Source organism: Glaciihabitans sp. dw_435, assembly GCF_018449675.1.
GTDB lineage: Bacteria > Actinomycetota > Actinomycetes > Actinomycetales > Microbacteriaceae > Glaciihabitans.
On the sequence record NZ_JAAVUZ010000005.1, the window covers coordinates 135,246 to 153,527 of the forward strand.

Annotated in this window: 16 protein-coding genes; 7 read left to right on the forward strand and 9 right to left on the reverse strand. The window is 66.4% G+C overall.

Translation table 11 applies throughout. The features are described 5' to 3' along the window. Positions 1-33 precede the first annotated feature (33 nt). Positions 34-288, reverse strand: a complete 255-nt coding sequence (locus HB677_RS09185) for a DUF3073 domain-containing protein (RefSeq protein WP_213815397.1) — start codon at positions 286-288, stop codon at positions 34-36. Between the two features lie 244 nt (positions 289-532). Here HB677_RS09185 and HB677_RS09190 point away from each other — a divergent pair, with 244 nt between their 5' ends. Further along, positions 533-1,627: an NAD(P)-binding domain-containing protein gene (locus tag HB677_RS09190; RefSeq protein WP_213815398.1), complete on the forward strand. Its 1,095-nt coding sequence runs from the start codon at positions 533-535 to the stop codon at positions 1,625-1,627. Positions 1,628-1,631: 4 nt separating this feature from the next. Here HB677_RS09190 and HB677_RS09195 read toward each other — a convergent pair whose 3' ends face one another. Beyond that, positions 1,632-2,348 (reverse strand): SDR family oxidoreductase, encoded by a 717-nt coding sequence (locus tag HB677_RS09195; protein ID WP_213815399.1) that lies wholly within the window; start codon positions 2,346-2,348, stop codon positions 1,632-1,634. Between the two features lie 94 nt (positions 2,349-2,442). On the opposite strand from HB677_RS09195, the gene HB677_RS09200 reads away from it, so the two are divergent. Next, on the forward strand, positions 2,443-3,057 hold the full coding sequence (locus HB677_RS09200; RefSeq protein ID WP_213815400.1) for a TetR/AcrR family transcriptional regulator: 615 nt from the start codon (positions 2,443-2,445) through the stop codon (positions 3,055-3,057). A gap of 36 nt (positions 3,058-3,093) precedes the next feature. After that, positions 3,094-4,809 carry an AarF/ABC1/UbiB kinase family protein gene (locus HB677_RS09205; protein WP_213815401.1) on the forward strand — a complete coding sequence of 572 codons (1,716 nt, stop codon included), beginning with the start codon at positions 3,094-3,096 and terminating at the stop codon, positions 4,807-4,809. 26 nt (positions 4,810-4,835) lie between these two features. Here the strand turns inward: HB677_RS09205 and HB677_RS09210 are convergent, their stop codons facing one another. From HB677_RS09210 to HB677_RS09230, 5 genes are all read right to left on the reverse strand, one after another. Next, positions 4,836-5,204 carry a CrcB family protein gene (locus HB677_RS09210; protein ID WP_213815402.1) on the reverse strand — a complete coding sequence of 123 codons (369 nt, stop codon included), beginning with the start codon at positions 5,202-5,204 and terminating at the stop codon, positions 4,836-4,838. Further along, on the reverse strand, positions 5,201-5,620 hold the full coding sequence (locus HB677_RS09215; RefSeq protein WP_213815403.1) for a CrcB family protein: 420 nt from the start codon (positions 5,618-5,620) through the stop codon (positions 5,201-5,203). Before HB677_RS09215 ends, HB677_RS09210 begins: the two co-directional genes overlap by 4 nt. A 9-nt stretch (positions 5,621-5,629) precedes the next feature. Further along, the gene (locus HB677_RS09220; RefSeq protein ID WP_213815404.1) at positions 5,630-7,675 is read right to left on the reverse strand and encodes an APC family permease; all 2,046 of its coding nucleotides are present in this window, start codon (positions 7,673-7,675) and stop codon (positions 5,630-5,632) included. Positions 7,676-7,740: 65 nt separating this feature from the next. Further along, positions 7,741-8,367 carry a PadR family transcriptional regulator gene (locus HB677_RS09225; RefSeq protein WP_213815405.1) on the reverse strand — a complete coding sequence of 209 codons (627 nt, stop codon included), beginning with the start codon at positions 8,365-8,367 and terminating at the stop codon, positions 7,741-7,743. Then, on the reverse strand, positions 8,364-9,164 hold the full coding sequence (locus HB677_RS09230; RefSeq protein ID WP_213815406.1) for a DUF4097 family beta strand repeat-containing protein: 801 nt from the start codon (positions 9,162-9,164) through the stop codon (positions 8,364-8,366). Before HB677_RS09230 ends, HB677_RS09225 begins: the two co-directional genes overlap by 4 nt. Before the next feature lie 255 nt (positions 9,165-9,419). Between HB677_RS09230 and HB677_RS09235 the strand changes: the two genes are divergently transcribed. After that, positions 9,420-10,253, forward strand: coding sequence for a DUF1266 domain-containing protein (locus HB677_RS09235; protein WP_213815407.1), 834 nt, complete (start codon positions 9,420-9,422; stop codon positions 10,251-10,253). A gap of 99 nt (positions 10,254-10,352) precedes the next feature. Here HB677_RS09235 and HB677_RS09240 read toward each other — a convergent pair whose 3' ends face one another. Then, positions 10,353-10,844: a CarD family transcriptional regulator gene (locus HB677_RS09240; RefSeq protein WP_213815408.1), complete on the reverse strand. Its 492-nt coding sequence runs from the start codon at positions 10,842-10,844 to the stop codon at positions 10,353-10,355. Positions 10,845-11,221: 377 nt separating this feature from the next. On the opposite strand from HB677_RS09240, the gene HB677_RS09245 reads away from it, so the two are divergent. Next, positions 11,222-11,965, forward strand: coding sequence for a MerR family transcriptional regulator (locus tag HB677_RS09245; protein WP_213815409.1), 744 nt, complete (start codon positions 11,222-11,224; stop codon positions 11,963-11,965). A gap of 520 nt (positions 11,966-12,485) precedes the next feature. Here HB677_RS09245 and HB677_RS09250 read toward each other — a convergent pair. Next, the gene (locus HB677_RS09250) at positions 12,486-13,196 is read right to left on the reverse strand and encodes a YitT family protein (RefSeq protein ID WP_213815410.1); all 711 of its coding nucleotides are present in this window, start codon (positions 13,194-13,196) and stop codon (positions 12,486-12,488) included. A gap of 62 nt (positions 13,197-13,258) precedes the next feature. On the opposite strand from HB677_RS09250, the gene HB677_RS09255 reads away from it, so the two are divergent. After that, positions 13,259-14,689 carry a PLP-dependent aminotransferase family protein gene (locus tag HB677_RS09255; RefSeq protein WP_213815411.1) on the forward strand — a complete coding sequence of 477 codons (1,431 nt, stop codon included), beginning with the start codon at positions 13,259-13,261 and terminating at the stop codon, positions 14,687-14,689. A 180-nt stretch (positions 14,690-14,869) separates the two neighbouring features. Next, positions 14,870-18,094 carry an efflux RND transporter permease subunit gene (locus HB677_RS09260; RefSeq protein WP_213815412.1) on the forward strand — a complete coding sequence of 1,075 codons (3,225 nt, stop codon included), beginning with the start codon at positions 14,870-14,872 and terminating at the stop codon, positions 18,092-18,094. The last annotated feature ends 188 nt before the right edge of the window (positions 18,095-18,282 follow it).

Here is an 18,282-nt window from a genome sequence, read left to right on the forward strand (position 1 = left end):
ATGACCCGTGCCGCCGTCACCGGGGTGAGAAAGCTATGCGCTCTTCGACGACTCGTCGGAGTCGTATTCGCTGGAGTCGTACTGACCGACGACGTATTCATCGTCCTTGTCGTCATCGTCGAGGTATTCCGACCACTTGTCGATCTCGGGAGAGACAGGAGAAACCGGCGCAACGGGCGTGCCGCTGTGCAGCTCGTTAGCGAGAGCTCCGTAGTTGGTGTCCGGGCTGAAGTACTTGAGGTCCCGGGCGACCTTCGTGTGCTTTGCCTTTTGACGGCCGCGCCCCATGCGTGACCCCCTCATGTAGAAAATACGAGTTTTGACAGGTGAAAATCTAGCGATCACTTTATCACGCAAGCCTGAGGTCTCGAGTGCAATGCCTCAAGCGACGGTGGAGTGGGGACGTGCGGTGAATCCCGCGATGATCAGAGTTACAAACTACGCCCAAAATGACGTGTTCAATACCGTTTTCGAATACTGAGCGAAGCACATTTTCAGGCACCGTTAATACTCTTGCGACTAACGTTGTCGGGTGACGACATCCGGGACTGATACTTCCGTCGTTGTCATCGGCGCAGGGCAAGCCGGATTATCCGTCTCGTTCTATCTCAAACGCCTCGGCCTTGAGCCGGGAAACGACTTCGTCGTGCTCGACCGAGGGCCCGGAACCGGCGGCGCATGGCAGCACCGATGGGACGCCCTCCGATTGGGCTCGGCCCACCGCGTCGCCGATCTGCCGGGCATGGATGCGCTTGGGCTGAGCTTCGAGACCGCCGATCGCACGCTCGCAGCGCGTGATGTGGTGGCCGATTACTACGCGCAGTACGAGACCTTCTATGACCTGAAAGTGGTGCGCCCCGCGTCGGTTACCGATATCCAGAACGCCGGTGCCGACCTCGTGGTCAATGTGTGGGACCCAGAGGGAGACCAGCAGGTCACCACCTCCATCGTCGTGAATGCGACGGGCACCTGGGGGTCCCCATTTGTTCCCTGGTACCCGGGCAGGAACGATTTTCTCGGGCGCCAGATCCACACCTCCGACTACGTGTCGGCAGAAGAACTCGCGGGCAAGAACGTCGTGGTGGTCGGCGGGGGAACCTCGGCCATTGGGTTCTTGCTCGAGCTCGAGTCATCCGCCGCGTCCCTCACCTGGGTCAGCCGGAGCCCCATCGTCTATCTCGACGACACCGAACTGAACATCGAGGCAGCTGTTGCCGCAGTCGCGATGGCGGACGAGGCGGCGCGCGCGGGCAAGGCGCTGCCCAGCATTGTGAGCGGAACGGGAGTCGCCCGCACCCGCCGCATCCAGGCAGGCATCGATCGCGGGTTGTTGGTCGCCAAGCCCATGTTCTCCGCGATCGAACCGACCGGCGTGCGGTGGGCGGATGGCACGTTCCAGGAGGCAGACGTCATCCTGTGGGCCACGGGCTTCCGGCCCGAACTCCGTCACCTCGCGTCGCTCAAGCTGCGCGAGAAGGCGGGCGGCATAACCGTCGCTGGCGGCACGTCGTGGCGCGACCCCCGGATCTTCTTCGCCGGCTACGGTCCGCAGGCGAGCACCATTGGGGCAAACCGTGCCGGCCGTACCATCGCGCGGCAGGTCGTCGCGGCCCTCAGCCGCCGCTGACCGGTCAGGCCTGGGCAGTCGGTCGCACGACGATCTCGCCCACATCCACGGTGGCGGGCTGGCCGATGGCGTATCCGATGGCGTGGGCAATGGCCGACGCCGGGATGCCAATCGCGGTCGCCGCCGACGGCAGCCCCGTTCCGGTCGAGCCCGGCGTCAGCGTCATACCCGGCGTCACGATCGTGACCCTCAGGTCGGGCCCGGCCTCCTGGCGCAGACCTTCGGAGATCGCGCGCACCGCCATCTTTGTTCCCGAGTAGACCGACATGGTGGGCACCACCTTCAGGGCGGCGGTCGAGGCGGTGTTGACGAAGTGTCCCGACTTCTGCGCGCGGAACAGGGGCAGCGCGGCAGCGATCCCGTTCAGCACGCCCTTGATGTTGACGTCGATCATGGCGTCCCAGTCGTCGACCTTCAGCTCATCGAGCGCGGAAATGGGCATGACCCCGGCGTTGCTCACCAGCACGTCGAGACGGCCAAACGTCTCGACCGCGAGGTCCACCAGCCTGGCGAGATCCTCCCGCCTGCGCACGTCGATCGCGGCGTAGACGGACTCACCACCGGCGTCGCGGATGCGGCCGGCGAGCGACTCGAGTCGCTCGGTGCTGCGGGCACCCAGCACGACCTTCGCTCCCTGTTCGGCGAGGTGGAGCGCTGTCGCTTCCCCGATTCCGCTGCTCGCGCCGGTGATGGCGATGACCTTGTTCTGAATTCCTGACATGACTGACGTGCTCCTCTAGACTGACTAAGCGGACATATATCCGTTCAGCAGCGACCGTATCGGACATATGTCCGTTAAGCAACGAGGAGAGCGGATGTCACGCGCCGAGCCGACCCCGCAGCCGCGCGCTCCCGTGCGGCGCGCCGACGCGGAACTCAATCGCGTGCGCATCCTCGACGCGGCCCGGGCCGCCCTCGCCATCTCGGGAGAGGCGACGATGCAGTCGATTGCCCGCTCCGCCGGAATTGGGCAGGGGACGATCTACCGTCACTTCCCGACGCGGGAATCGCTCGTGCTCGCCGTGCACCGCAACGACGTGGCGGAGTTGGTCGCGGCCGCGCCTTCGCTGCTGGCGGAGCATCCGCCCCTCATCGCGCTGCGCCTGTGGTTCGACAAGCTCGCCGAATACGGCCGGATCAAGCAGGGCCTAGCCGGCGCACTGCACTCGGTGATGCGGCAGCAGCTTTCCGACGAGGGATACGACTCGACGACCGGCGCGATCGCGCTCTTGTTGGACGCGGGCAAGGCGACCGGCCAGATCCGGAGCGACATCGACGAGGAGGAGGTGCTGCTGCTCGTGGGGTTTCTCTGGCGGATCAACAACGATGCCGATCGCGAAGCGAGGTCCCGCCACCTTCTCGATCTGGTGATGGACAGCATTCGCACGGTTGGTTCGGCCGGGCAAGCGCAGGAGAACGTCAGCGGGTAAGCGCAGACTGGACCCATCGAGGAGAAAGTTGACAACGTGGACGTCCCGACGGGCACCGCTGTGCCGCAGCTGACCATGGCCGATGTTCTGAACCGGCCGACGAACGGATCCATGCTGTCGCAGGGGCGTCGTTTCGGTGAGCTGTTGAGGATCGCCCGCAAGAACGGGCTGCTGCCGTTCCGCAAACTCGACTTCACCACGGACCCGGCAGGCGCATCGCGGCGGGCAGTGCAGGCCGATGGTTTGCGTCGCGCGCTCGAGGAAGCTGGGGGCGCCTTCGTCAAGGTGGGGCAGCTCTTCTCCACCCGCACCGACGTGCTGCCGCCCGAATTCGTCACGGCTCTGTCCCTCCTGCAGCAGAGCGTGCAGCCCGCGCCGTGGGATGCGGTCGAGGAGATGCTCGAGAAGGAGTACGGCGCACCGCTCGCCAGCGTGTTCGCCGATTTCGACCGTGAGCCCATCGCCGCGGCATCCATCGGCCAGGTGCACCGGGCCACTTTGATCGCCGGCACTCCGGTCGCCGTCAAGGTGCAGCGACCCGGGATCCTCCCGGAGGTGCGCCGCGACGTCGCCATCATGCTCCGGGTCGCCGGCTTCGTGCACCGCACGGTCCCGCAGGCGCGGGTGATCGGCATCAAGGCGATCGCTGAGCAGTACGCGGCCGACCTGATGCGCCAGCTCGACTTCCGCCTGGAGGCGCTCAACCTGTCGGCGATGCGGGCCATGCAGGTGCGCGGCCCCCGCGCGGACGAGCTGCGGCTTCCCGATCTGTTCGGCTCCCTCTCGACCGACCGGGTGCTGGTCATGGAGTTCCTGGAGGGCGAAACCCTGAGCGCGTGGAACGAGAAGCCGCGCGACGAACGCCCCGATGCGAGCGACGCCATGCGTGTTGTGCTGCGGGCGTTCCTGCGGCAGATCGTCTTCGACGGCATCTATCACGCCGACCTCCACCCCGGAAACATCATGCTGCTGACCGACGGCCAGCCAGCCCTTGTGGACTTCGGATCCGTCGGGCGGCTTGACCTGCAGCTGCGGGAGACCGTGCAGGAACTGCTGATCGCCTACCTGCAGAACGACACCCAGCTCATCGCCGATGGACTGCTCACCCTGTCGCCGCTGCGGGATGGCGCGGACGAGAGCGCATTCCGCCGCGAGATGAGCAACTTCGTCACCTACGAACTCGGCCCCGGTGCCCGCGTCAGCGTTGACACCGTCGACGCCGTCGTGGTCATTCTCACCAACTACGGGATGACCGTGCCCGCCGAGTTCATCGCGGCCGCCCGCGCCTTCGCGATCCTCGAGGGCACCCTCCGCACCACGCTCCCCGGGTTCGATCTGCTCGAGGAGGCGCGCGCGCTCGCGGGCGACCAGATCCGTGACCAGATGACGCCGGACAACATCCGCGGCATCCTCACCACCGAGGTCCTGGCGCTGCTGCCCAGCGTGCGTCGCCTCCCGCGCCGCATCGACCAGGTGGGGCTCGCCCTCGAGACGGGCAAGCTCAACGTCAACGTGAGGCTGCTCGCCGACCGGCGCGACCGCCGCCTGCTCATGGGGTTTGTGCGGCAGGCGCTGCTGGTGGTCGTGGGTGTTGTCGCCGGAGTGCTGTCGCTCGGCTACCTGACCACGGCGGCTTCCGCCAATCCCGGTCCGATCAGCACTGTCGCCGCGGGTGTCGTGCTGGGCATCGGGGCGCTCGTGCTCCTGGCGGCCGCCCTCGTCGATTCGATCGTGACGCGCGTCCGCAAATAGCGGGCATGGCGGTCAGGCAGTGGCGGTCAGGCGGTGACGATCAGGTAGGCGGATGTCGCGGCCGCCAGCCCCACGAAGAGGTTGAGGCTCACGCTGACCAGTGCGGTGCGCCACCGCCGGTCCTTGATCAGCTGCAGTGTTTCCACGCTCCACGTACTGAACGTCGTCAGCCCGCCGGCGACCCCGCCGAGGATCACCAGGCGAAGCTCCGGGTTGATCTGGCCGGTCGCCGTCATCCCGACCACCGCGCCACCGATCGCAGAGCCGATGACATTGACGACGAACACGCCCCATTGCATGTTCTTGTACCGGCCGAAGAACAGGGTCACACCGTAGCGCGCCATGGACGCCAGTCCGCCGGCCACCATGGTGGCCAGGTACACCCAGACGGTCACTCGTCGGTCTCCAGCGGCATCGCGCGCACCGAGGCGCGCCCGAGTGCTCCGCCAGCCGCGACGCCCGCCGTGGCGGCACCGAAGCCCAGCAGCAACGAGAGCACGAGGTAGAGCGCGGCCAGGCCGACCTCGTTGCCGTCGGTGAGGGTCACGAGCGACGCGATGACGGCGGAGAACGTGGTGAAACCACCGATGATGCCCGTGCGCACACCCGCGCGCAGCCACGACGATGGCCAGCGGAAGTCGCGGGCGACCAGCAGACCGAGTGCAAACGAACCCACGATGTTGATCAGCAGGGTCGACCACGGGAACGTCGTATCCGTGTGCGGGATCAGCGCATCGAGTCCGATGCGCGCTCCGGTGCCGAGGGCGCCGCCGAGAAATACCGCGCCGAAGCGCTTCGGTGCATCACCCACCCCGCGGCGCTACTTGCGCGTCACGCTGGAATTGCGCGACGCAACTTTGGCGGCCGGGGGCATCGCCTTGCGGGCAACGGGCCTCGTGGGCTCGCCGCGGCGGTCCTGTCCCGGAATCGGGCGGGACCGGCGGCCGTAAATGAGCTGCGAGGAGTCGAGCAGCCACGGCACGAGCGCGAGCACGACACCGTGCACGAGCATCAATTTGTGGCGGATGCGCCGGGCCTTGTGGTTATGCAGCAAGTGCTCCCACCAGTGACCAACGATGAACTGCGGTGTGTAGACCGTTACGACCTCGGAGCCGTGGGCTTCGCGACGACCCTTGATGTACTTGATCAGCGGGACGCTGATTTCCCGGTACGGGGATTGCACGAAGGTGAGCGGAATCTGGATGTTCTGCTCTTTCCACTGCTCCTGCAGGCGGGCGGTCTCGGCATCATCGATCGAGACGTGTACGGCCTCGATGCTCTCGTGGCGGGCGGCGATCGCGTAGTCGAGGGCCTTGAGCACTGGCTTCTGCATGCGCCCGACGAGCACGATCGCGTGGTCGCCCGTCGCACCGAAGGTCGTGGTGGGGTCGGCCTCGATTTCCTTGTCGACGTCGCGGTAGTAGCGGTTCACGCCGAGCATCAGCACGTAGAGGATCGGCATGATCACGAACACCAGCCACGCTCCGTGGGTGAACTTGGTGATCGTGACGACGATGAGAACGACGGCCGTCATGAGGGCGCCGGCGGCGTTGATGATGAGGCCGCGCCAGACAGCGCCGGGGTTGCTGCAGCCCTCCTTGAGCATCTTCCACCAGTGGCGCACCATGCCGGTCTGCCCGAGGGTGAAGGAGACGAACACCCCGATGATGTAGAGCTGGATGAGGGATGTCACGCTCGCGCGGTACACGATGAGGATGATCACCGCGAGCAGCGCCAGTACCAGCACGCCGTTCGAGTAGATGAGACGGTCGCCGCGGGTCTGGAGGGACTTGGGCGCGTACTTGTCCTTGGCCAGCACCGACCCCAGAAGCGGGAAGCCGTTGAACGCGGTGTTGGCGGCGAGCAACAGGACCGCGGCGGTCGTCGCCTGGATCACGAAGAACGGCAGCGAGTTGTTGCCGAACACCGACGAGGCGATCTGCGCGATGAGGGATCGCTGCGGCGCGGTGGCACAGCCCGTCCAGCCGACCAGGCTGCAGGCGTGTTCCGCGTAATGCACGCCTGACACCAGGGCGACGAAGACGAGGCCGGCGAACAGCACGATGGCGATTCCGCCCATGTAGACGAGCGTCTTCTGCGCGTTCTTGACCTTGGGGTAGCGGAAGGCGGGAACGCCATTCGAGATCGCTTCGACGCCCGTGAGGGCGGAGCATCCGCTCGAAAATGCTCGCAAGAGCAACAGGACGAACGCGGCCTGCGAGAGGGATTCGCCGTTGACGGAGTACTGCGCGGACTCGGCAACCGGCGGGTGGCCGGCGATCGTGCGCACGATGGCGACCACGATCATGATGAAGACGCTGCCGATGAAGATGTAGGTCGGGAAAGCGAAGGCCTTGCTGGACTCGCGCACGCCCCGCAGGTTCACCGCCGCAAGCAGGATGACGAAGAAGACGGCGAGTTCGACGCGGAAGTCGTCGAGCTGCGGGATCGCGGAGATGATGTTGTCCACGCCCGAGGCCACCGAGACGGCGACGGTCATGATGTAGTCGACGAGCAGGGCGGAGGCGACGACGAGGCCGGCCTTCTCGCCCAGGTTCTTGTGCGCGACCTCGTAGTCGCCACCGCCGCTCGGGTAGGCCTTGATCAGCTGGCGGTAGGAGGCAACAACGACAACGAGGAGCACGATCACCGCTGCGGCGACCCACGGCGCGAAGCTCAGGAACGCGAGCCCGCCGAGCAGCAGGATCATCAATAGTTCCTGCGGCGCATACGCCACGGAGGAGAGAGGGTCACTCGCGAAAAGCGGGAGGGCGAGGTGCTTAGGCAGCAGCTGGCCTTCGAGCTTTTCCGAGGCGAGTGGTTCACCGATAAACCACCGCTTGGGGGACCGGACTTCGTTAGTCACGAGGGGCGAGCCTACTCCTCGCGGGGCGCGAGTCAAGCTGGCGCCTTAATGAACGGTGGATGAATCTATTCCCGGGTAGTTCTGAGGGAGGAGATAACCGCCGCCCGCACCTGCTCAAGACCCTCTCTCAGCACCGTTACTGTCTCCTCCGGCAGCACGCCACTGACGACCTGGCCACGCAGGTCCGCACGGATCTGGTGACGGAAGTCGCTCAGCACCATCTCTGCGCTCTGCAGGTGCTCGCGGCTCTCGACGCGCGCCGACTTGGTGTCGTCGGTGTGCGTGGTCCAGCCGGTCGACTCGGACCGGGCGTCCCGCGCAGCGGAGGCGAGATCGGCGCGCAGGGTTTTCATCGCCGAGTTCACCGAGGTGCGCACCTCGTTCGCCAGGCGGCGCACGGAGTCGGTCACCTCGTTCTCGATCCCATCGAGCTCCCCGGCCCGGGCGGCAAGCTCCTCGCGCCCCGCATCGGTGATCTCGTAGACGGTCTTGCGGCCGTCCGTGGTTTTGGTGACGAGGCCGTCTTCCTCGAGCTTGGCGAGCCGCGGGTAGATCGTGCCCGCGCTCGGAACATAGGTGCCGCCGAAGCGGTCACCGAGTGCCTGGATCAGTTCGTACCCGTGCCGCGGGGACTCGGCGAGCAGGCTGAGCAGGTAGAGCCGGAGGTGGCCGTGGCCAAAGACGGGGGTCATGCGTTCACCGCGTGAAGGACGGAGATGTTGCCGCTGACGGTGTTGGCCTTGAAGTCGAGCCACTTCTCCTCGAGGGTCCCGTACTTTCCGCTATAGCTGCCGTGGATCCCCTTGATCTCGGAGTTGTCCAGCTGCAGTCGACCGCTGACCGTGTTGATGCGGTACTGCGCGGCGACGCCGGGAGCGAGGCGCGCGGTGATGCTGCCACTGACCGTGCTGACCCGTGCCTCGTCGGGCGTTCCGGCCAGGTCGAGGAAGACCTCGCCGCTGACGCCCTCGGACGTGAAGACCGACACCTCGCCCGAGGCGGTGATGTCCCCACTGACCGTGTGAGCGTAGATCTTGCCGGTGTGGTTGCGCACGGAAATCTCGCCGCTCACGGCGTTGAGCCGCAGCGCACCCGTCATGTTGTCGACGACGAGCGGGCCGGTCACGGTGCTGATGTTCGCGTCCTCGGTCAGGCCGCTGATCAGGGCCGACGCGCTGACCACGCCGAAGCGCAGCGCGACGTCGTGCGGAACCATGATGCTGATGTCGGCGCGGGCAGTGCCGGAGAACGACTTGAAGACATCAATGAAGTTGTCCCAGCGCAGCTGGGGGTGGTCGATCTCGAGCGTGTCGCCGTCGACACTGACCTTGAGATCCCGTCCGCTGACGGAGTGCACCTCGACACGTGCGCCGGGTTCGTCGTGCCCGACGATGTCGACCTGGCCGGCAACGAGAGACACCTTGAGGTGACGGATGAGGCCGATGTCGATGACCTTCGGGCCATCGAGCAGCCACTTTTCCTGAGCCATTGCTGTTCCCTTTCGATAAATATGTGGTGGATGACCCGAGCCGCTCACTCGCGATATATCGCGTCATCTGCAACTCACGATATATCGCGTGTATCGCGTGCGCAAGTGGGTGTGCGCGAATTTTTCTGAGAGGTGGCCCGCACCCCCCAAACTGGTGAGTTTGGTGATTCCTGTGTCGAATGAGTCGCCGGTGCCGTCATATTGGAGAGATCGTTCGGGCGGCACCGCGGCCCGAACGTGGCTTCTGGGGGAAGTGTGACGTTACTGACGATCGGTCTCGGGGTTGCCTGCGTGCTCTTCGTGACGTGGCTCGCCATCGTTGAGCTACGCGCAACCCGACGTCGGCCGGCGCCGCGCGCGATCCTCCAGCACCCCTCCGAGCCCACCGAGGGCATTGCCGCCCGGTCGGTTGCCCTCGCCGCCCTGCAACTGGATTCCACCGACATCCCATGGAACGACTTCGGCGGAACCGCCATCACCGCGGAGGCACTCCTCGATGCCCGTGTCACCTGGGGGCTGACGGATGCGCGCCGCTGGAACGAGTACTTCGAGCAACTGATGAGTGCCGCGCGCTTCGATCCCCGGGTGACGCAGTTGTTCGCGGAACGAGCTCGACTGACCGCGAAGGCACGCCTGTCCGAGTCGCACTGGGCGCGGGTCGCGCAGGGGGACCGTTCGACCGGCGGGCTGGACGCGCACAGGATCATCCACAACGTCCACCGCTGGGAAGCCGAGATCGCCCGTCACGATACGGCGCGCAACATCCCGGGATCGTGGGTGGTCACGTCCCTCCGCGGCTACGACCTCGGCGAGGCGGCGGCGACCGCGGTGTGGGGCGTAGCGCTCGGCTACGTGACGCGGGAGGAATCGGCGCTCATGCTCGCGCGGGTGGACCTGGAGGCGCGCGCGGTGTTCTCCTGCTGGGAAGACTTCGGCCGCAGCTTCATCATCGGGCGGTGTGTGGTGCTGTCCCGCTCGATGGCGGGGGATACGGCGGAGGCCGACGCCGAGGTGGTGCACCTCATGAGGTCGTACACGGTCGCGCTCGATGAGCACACCGCCGGACCGTGGACGCGGCTTGCCTGGTAGTCACCGCGGTTAGTCAGCGCTGGTCGTTAACGCAGACGAGGCCCGGCTATCGGTGATCGCGGGGCCTCGTCTGGCTGACGGAAAACCGTCGGTGGTGAATTACGCGGAGACGCTCATCAGAACTTCTTCGAGAACGACGGATGCCTCTTCGTCCGTTACCTGCTGCGCAAGTGCCAGCTCGGAGACGAGAATCTGGCGGGCCTTGATCAGCAGGTGCTTCTCGGCCGCGGAGACTCCGGTGTCCTGGTCGCGGCGCCAGAGGTCGCGGACGACCTCGCCGATACGGTTCAGGCTGCCGGAGGCCATCTTCTCCTGGTTGGACTTGTAGCGACGTGACCAGTTGCCCGGCTCCTCGACGAGGTCGCTGCGCAGCACGTCGAAGACGGCCTCGACGCCAGCGGCATCGATGACATCGCGAACGCCAACGAGGTCCACGTTGTCGATGGGGAGTTCAATCACGAGCGGGCTGGTGTGCACGTTCAGAGTGATGTACTTCTTGTCGACACCCTTGATAGTGCGCGTCTTGACTGCGGTGATCGTGACGGCACCGTGGTGCGGGTAGACGAGAGTTTCCCCTACTTCGAAAATCATTTGTGTCCTCTGTGTTCTTCGGTCCCGGCCAAAACCGGGTGATCTCGCGGTGGGTGTTAGATAAGAAACGTGGCGGAACTGCACGCCAACGGGTGTTACCCGATCGCCCCAACCGGCGTGTGTTCTTTGCCGTGCGGCGACGGAAGTATCCCGGCGATCTGGTGGCGGGCTCTGAACGCCTGCGGATCAATCCGGATGTGAGTCGTCTGGTTCGTGGCTGTGGGAGCTAAGGGTCCCTTATACACACGTTCCATTAGACAATTGTACCATTTCTCGAATCTTTGTCCGAAAAAGGTTTACGCCTCCACCGAACGGACGCTTGACCTTGACGCAGCGTCAACCTTTACCGTGATTTCTGAGACGGAAGGGAGCGACGGATGGACTGGGCGATTCACGACATCGCGCGATTGCGCACGCTGCGCCACTACGGCCAGATCGGTTTGCTCGAGCCCAGCAGCATCGGCAGCAACGGCTACCGCCGCTACGACGAGCGCGCGCTAACGCGGCTGCAGAGGATTCTGCTGCTGCGCGAACTGGGACTCGGCCTGCCCGCCATCGCCGAGCTGCTCGATGGGCAGCGCGACGACGCGCGTGCGTTGCTGGCTCACCTGCACTGGTTGCAGCAGGAGAAGCTCCGGCTCGACCGGCTCATTAACAGCGTCGAAACCACGATTCTCAAGATGGAAGGAGGTGAACAACTGATGGCAGAAGAGATGTTTGACGGCTTCGATCACACCGTCCACCGCGCCGAGGTCGAAGAGCGCTGGGGTGCCGAGGCGTACGCCCGCGGCGACAGCTGGTGGCGTTCGATGACGGCGGAGGAACGGGACGAGTGGATGACCCGGCAGAAGCAGCTCGCGGCGGACTGGGCCGCGGCCGCGGCATCCGGTATCCCGTCCGACGGTGACGCCGCACAGGCGCTGGCCGCGCGGCACTTCGCGTGGCTGGCCGGGATTCCGGGGACGCCGCGGTCCGCGGCCGGCGGTCCCACGAAGGAGTACTTCGTCGGCCTGGGCGAGATGTACGCGACGGACGACCGCTTCGCTGCGAACTACGGCGGCGCCGACGCGGCCCGCTTCGTGCGCGACGCGATGGCGCACTACGCGGGCCTGCACCTGTAGGTGCCCCGATCCCGTGGCACCCGCTGCATCGAAGGAGCAGAGATGGTCGTCCGCGGCCCGTTGTGACAACCATCTGTGCTCCTTCGCTGAGAAAGCGGGCTGCCCGGTCGTGCTCGGGGCCCGTCGTGCCCCGCCAGGTGCCCGATCCCGCCCCGGTGCTCATCGAAAGGGTAGAAACGTGTCGCGTCGAGCCTCAGCACCTCACGTTTTTACCCTTTCGGTGGCGGCGGGGCGACAGCGGGGGTCAGGTGGGCCATGTGGAGTGGGTTTGGCCCGCAGGTAGGTCATGAGCGCGAGTAGGCCCGCTGGGGTGGCATCCACCGCGTCGAAGGAGCAGAGATGGTCGTCCGCGGCCGGTCGAAACAACCATCTGTGCTCCTTCGATGAGGAAGCCAGGGCTACGGGGCGCGGTTCGGCTACAGGGCGCGCGTCGGGATGCGGCGGTAGTCGTCGCGGGCGATGGCGGCGGCCGTGGCGAGGGTCGACCAGGCGGCAACCGCGGCTATGGAGATGAGGAGGGTCATGACAGCACCTCCTTTCCGGCGGGAGCGGGGTCGGCGGTGATCAGGAGTGCGGGGGCGGATGCCTCGGCGCCCTGCTGTGCCGCGGCCGCAACCTTGGCGCGACCGGGGCGCGGCACCACCCGGGCCGAGAGCAGGGGAAGCGTCACCCCGACCATCGGGCCGATGAGGAGGGCGAACGCCAGGGTGCCGAGACCCACGTCCCCACCGAGAAGCCAGCCCACGAAGACGACGGTCACCTCGATGGACGTGCGGGCGATGCAGGTCTTTACTCCCCAGCGGCGCGTGATTCCGAGCATGAGGCCGTCACGCGGGCCGGGGCCGAAGTGCGCTCCGACGTAGAGGCCGGTGGCCACGGCCAGCAGCGCGAGACCGCCGGCGAAGAGCAGCACCTGAAACGCGGGGGTGCTCTGGACGGGGATGAGCGCAAGACCCACGTCGGCACTGGTTCCAATGCCGAGCACATTGAGCACGGTTCCGATGCCCGGCTTCTGGCGGAGGGGGATCCACAGCAGCAACACGACGGCGCCGGTGATGTTCGTGACCACGCCGAACTCCAGGCCGGTGTGCGCGGCGATGCCCTGGGTGAGCACCTCCCACGGGCCGACACCAACGCCGGCGCGCACCATCATGGCGATGGCAATTCCGTAGAGGAACAGTCCCACGACCAATTGGGTGAAGCGAAGGGCCACATTGAGCGAGTACGTCATGACTAGTATCCAATTACCGGATTGGCTTGGTGGCAAGATGCCAATTCGTCTAAAGTGGACTCATGAGTTCCCTCTCGGCACGCGCATTGGCCACCATGCTCGATGGCTGGCGGTCCGTGGCATCCGCCCCCGCCTATATGGCGCTGGCCGACCGCGTGCGGCTGCTGATCCTCGACGGACGTATTTCGCTCGGCATGCGGGTGCCGGCGGAGCGAGACCTCGCGGCGCAGCTGGGCGTGAGCCGCACGACGGTGACGGCGGCGTACACCGAGCTGCGCGAGGCGGGTTATCTCGACAGCGTGCGGGGTTCCGGCAGCGTCGCCCGGCTGCCCGTGCAGCGCGCGCCGATGATCGAGCCCCTCGGAAACGAGCTGCTCGACTTCAGCATCGCGTCGCTTCCGGCCTTGCCCGCGGTGGTGGGCGCGGCGCAGCGTGCGGCCCAGCTGCTGCCGGCGTACCTGGGCAGCGCTGGCTTCGACCGGGTCGGGCTCCCCGTGCTGCGGCAGGCGATCGCCGACCGCTACTCGGCGCGCGGGCTGCCCACGACCCCCGACCAGATCATGGTCACGCTGGGTGCCCAGCACGCGATCGCACTGCTTGCACGCACCCTGCTCTCGCGGGGCGACCGCGCCCTCGTCGAGTCGCCGAGCTACCCCCACGCCTTCGAGGCGCTGCGCAACGCGGGCGCCCGGCTCGTTCCGGTGGCCGTCACGAGCGCCGAGGGGTGGGACACCCAGGGCTTCGAGCAGTCCATCGCGCGTACCAGCCCGTCGATCGGCTACCTCATGCCCGACTTCCACAACCCGACGGGCGCGTCCATGACGCCCGAGTTCCGCGAGAGGGCCCTCGCGCTCGCCGAACGCCACGGCACGGCCCTCATCGCCGACGAGACCATGGCCGACCTCGCGATCGACGAGATGGATCCCGTGCTGCCCTTCGCCGCGTACGGCCCGGAGGGCAACGCCGCCATCCTCGTCGGCTCGGTCGGAAAGACCGTGTGGGGCGGGCTGCGCGTCGGGTGGGTCAGGGCCAGGCCCCGGGTCATCCAGCAGCTCGTTCGTGCACGGGCGGAGGGTGACCTCGGCACTCCCGCCCTCGAGCAGCTGATCGTTGCCGACCTGCTCGGTGACTACGACTCGCTGCTGGCGATTCGGCGGACGCAGTTGCGACAGGGACGCGACCGGATGGCCCGGCTGCTGGCCGACCGCCTGCCCGAGTGGTCCGTGCCCTACGTCACCGGAGGAGTCACGACCTGGGTCAACATCGGCGTGCCGGTCAGCTCGCAGCTTGCACTTGCCGCCCGGGGCGAGGGCCTGCAGATCGCCGCCGGACCGCGATTTGGCATGGATGGCGCGTTCGAGCGATTCCTGCGGATCCCGCTGGGGCACACCGAGGCCGAACAGATTCGCGGTGTGGATGCCCTCGCGAACGCCTGGGCGTCGGTGGGCCGGTACTCGGTGGCGGAGAGCGATCTGCTCGCCGAGGTCGTCTAGGCGCACCCCTCCAGCACTGCTGGCCCGGCGAATTGTCAGAAAACCGGTAGCTATCTAATCCCGTCGGAGTATGCGCTGGCACAGAACCCGCTGAGATAATTCTGAGGTTGCACGCTGGCGTGCGCGTTACTCCGTGTGCCGGCACCCCGGCCACGCGGCGCATCCACAAGGGAGAACCCCGTGCACTTTCTGTCCGTATTCAGCTTGCGTAACCGAGCGCTCATCGCGCTGGTCACCATCGTGGTGGGCATCTTCGGCGGTGTCGCCCTTGTCTCGCTGAAGCAGGAGCTGATCCCCTCGATCAGCCTCCCCCAGATCGTCATCGCGACGAGCTACCCGGGCGCCTCGCCCGAGGTCGTCAACGAAGATGTCAGTACTCCGATCGAGACCGCGATCCAGGGTGTTGCCGGGCTCGACACGACGAGCGCCACCTCGACGGCCAACACCTCGGTGGTGTCGGCATCGTTCGTCTTCGGCACGGACATCACGACCGCCGAGCAGAAGGTGCAGCTCGCGATCAACCGGATCAACAGCACGCTTCCCTCGGGCGTCACCCCGCAGGTTGTCACCGGAAGCCTCGATGACCTCCCCGTCATCCAGATCGCCGTCACCAGCGATCTCAGTGCGAACGAGCTCTCCGCGCAGCTCTCGGGCAGCACCATCACCGACATCCAGGGCATCGACGGTGTGCGCGAAGCGGCGCTGCTCGGTACGACCGGCCAGCGCGTCGTCATCACCCCGAACAAGACCAAGCTCACCGATAAGGGCCTGACGGTCCAGAGCATCCGCGACGCCCTGAGCGCCAACGGCTCCCTCCTGCCGGCCGGCAGCATCACCGAAGACGGCTCCACCCTCGTCGTCCAGGCCGGTGACCGCATCACCTCCACCGACGACATCGGCGCCATCCCGCTGCTGGGCAGCACCACGGGCAGCGCCAGCAGTGCCACGGGAACGTCGACCGGCACGTCGGCACTCGGCTCCGGGACATCCGCTGTCCCCACCACTCCCGTCACCAGCCTGCCCATCGTGACCCTCTCGGACGTCGCCTCGGTAAAGATCGAGGATGACCCGGTCACCGGCATCTCGCGCGTCGACGGCAAGCCCGCCCTGACCATCGCCGTCACGAAGACCCCCGCCGGCAACACCGTCGCGGTGTCGAAGGACGTCAACGCGATGCTCCCGGACCTCGAGAAGTCCCTCGGCAACAACACGAAGTTCACCGTCGTGTTCGACCAGGCGCCGTTCATCCAGCAGTCGATCGACAGCCTCGCCACCGAGGGCCTGCTCGGCCTCGCGTTCGCGGTCGTCATCATCCTGCTGTTCTTGCTGTCGATCCGGTCGACGCTGGTCACCGCGATCTCGATCCCCGTCTCGGTGCTCATCACCTTCATCGGGATGCAGGCCTCCGGGTACTCGCTCAACATCATCACCCTGGGCGCTCTGACGATCGCCATTGGACGAGTGGTGGATGACTCGATCGTCGTTATCGAGAACATCAAGCGTCACCTCACCCTCGGCGAGACGAAACTCGCGGCCATCACCACCGCCGTGCGCGAGGTTGCCGGCGCCGTCACCGCGTCGACCGTCACGACCGTCGCGGTGTTCCTGCCGCTGGCACTCGTCGGTGGGGTCACCGGTGAGCTGTTCCGTCCGTTCGCCCTGACGGTGACCATCGCGCTCGCATCGTCGCTGTTCGTGGCGCTGACGATCGTGCCCGTGCTCGCGTACTGGTTCCTCAAGTCCCCGAAGGACGCGGTCGTGCCGCTGAACGCCGACGGCACCGTCGCGACCGCGGACGAGGTCGATGAGCTCGAGAAGCCCACGCGACTGCAGCGCGGCTACCTGCCGGTCATCCGCTGGACGCTGAAGCGCCCGGTCATTACGATCCTCATCGCCGTGCTGGTGTTGTTCGGAACGGGCGCGCTGATTCCCGGCCTCAAGACGAACTTCATCGGCGACAGCGGGCAGAACACGCTGACCGTCAGCCAGACCCTTCCGCTGGGTACAAGCCTCGACGCGCAGGACGCGGCGGCCACGAAGGTGGAGAAGGTACTGCTCGACATCGACGGTGTCGAGACCGTGCAGACGTCCATCGGCTCGAACGGTGGCTCGCTCGCCGCGGCGTTCGGTGGCGGCGGAGGCATCTCGTTCTCCCTCACCACGGACCCCGACGTGGACCAGGTGGCGCTGCAGTCGACCGTGCGCGACAAGGTCTCCACCATCACGGGCGCCGGCGACGTCACGCTTGCCGGGTCGTCCTCCGGGTTCGCGTCATCGACCATCGACATCGACATCACCGCGAACGGCGACGCCGACCTGCGTGATGCCGCCAACGCCATCGACGCCGCGGTCTCCAAGCTCGACGTGACCGCATCGACGACGAACAACCTGTCCAGTGAGCAGCCCTACATCGCGGTGGAGGTCGACCGCGACAAGGCCGCGAAGAAGGGCATGTCGGAGATGGCAGTGGGAGGGATCGTCGTTGACGCGATGAACCCGTCCGCGACCGGCTCGGTCGTAATCGACGAGAAGACGCTGTCGATCTACATCGACAACTCGTCGGCGCCGACCACGATCGCCGAGCTGAAGAACTTCACGATTCCGACCCCGCTTGGCAACGTGAAGCTCAGCAGCATCGCCACGGTGGCCGACGTCAACGGACCCGCCAGCATCACGACCATCAAGGGCCAGCGCAGCGCGACCGTGAGCGTCACCCCGAAGAGCGACGACGTGGGAACCGCCTCCGCGGCCGTCACGACCGCGGTCAACAAGGTGAAGCTGCCTGCCAGCGCCACGGCCGAACTCGGTGGTGTGACCTCGCAGCAGGGTGATGCGTTCGGCCAGCTCGGGCTCGCGCTGCTGATCGCCATCCTGATCGTCTACATCGTGATGGTGGCCACGTTCCGCAGCCTCCGCCAGCCGTTGCTGCTGCTCGTGTCGGTTCCGTTCGCCGCAACGGGTGCGATCATCCTGCAGCTCATCTCCGGAATCCCGCTGGGTGTGCCGTCGCTGATCGGTGTGCTGATGCTCATCGGAATCGTCGTCACCAACGCGATCGTGCTCGTCGACCTCGTGAACCAGTACAGAACGCGCGGCCTCAAGGTCGGGGACGCGATCATCCACGGTGCGTCGAGGAGGCTCCGCCCGATTCTCATGACGGCGCTCGCCACGATCTTCGCGCTCGTTCCGATGGCGCTCGGACTCACCGGTCACGGTGGCTTCATCTCGCAGCCGCTCGCCATTGTCGTGATCGGTGGGCTCGTGTCATCCACCGTCCTGACGCTCGTCGTGCTGCCGGTGCTCTACTACCTCGTAGAGGGCGCCAAGGAGCGTCGCATCGACCGCCGCGAGGCCAAGCTGCAGGAGCACCACCACGCGCACCGCGCCGACGTGGCCGCGGAGTAGCCCGCCCACCCCTAACGCGCCGCGAGTTGCGGCATATGCACCGCGCCGAGCAGTCCGGGAGTGCATTTGCCGCAACTGGGGCGCGTTTTGTGCGTCCCGGCGCTGCGAGTCGCGGCAAACGCACCGTCGCGGGCGCCTGGGCGTGCGTTTGCCGCAACTGGGCGCCGGCGTGAGTCTGCCAGGGCGGA

Bases quoted from the DNA above. Each gene is read 5' to 3' on its own strand.
- HB677_RS09255 (WP_213815411.1), top strand. From the start codon at position 13,259: ATGAGTTCCCTCTCGGCACGCGCATTGGCCACCATGCTCGATGGCTGG.
- HB677_RS09200 (WP_213815400.1), top strand. From the start codon at position 2,443: ATGTCACGCGCCGAGCCGACCCCGCAGCCGCGCGCTCCCGTGCGGCGC.
- HB677_RS09195 (WP_213815399.1), bottom strand. From the start codon at position 2,348: ATGTCAGGAATTCAGAACAAGGTCATCGCCATCACCGGCGCGAGCAGC.
- HB677_RS09245 (WP_213815409.1), top strand. From the start codon at position 11,222: ATGGACTGGGCGATTCACGACATCGCGCGATTGCGCACGCTGCGCCAC.
- HB677_RS09185 (WP_213815397.1), bottom strand. From the start codon at position 288: ATGGGGCGCGGCCGTCAAAAGGCAAAGCACACGAAGGTCGCCCGGGAC.
- HB677_RS09225 (WP_213815405.1), bottom strand. From the start codon at position 8,367: ATGACCCCCGTCTTTGGCCACGGCCACCTCCGGCTCTACCTGCTCAGC.
- HB677_RS09240 (WP_213815408.1), bottom strand. From the start codon at position 10,844: ATGATTTTCGAAGTAGGGGAAACTCTCGTCTACCCGCACCACGGTGCC.
- HB677_RS09250 (WP_213815410.1), bottom strand. From the start codon at position 13,196: ATGACGTACTCGCTCAATGTGGCCCTTCGCTTCACCCAATTGGTCGTG.
- HB677_RS09230 (WP_213815406.1), bottom strand. From the start codon at position 9,164: ATGGCTCAGGAAAAGTGGCTGCTCGATGGCCCGAAGGTCATCGACATC.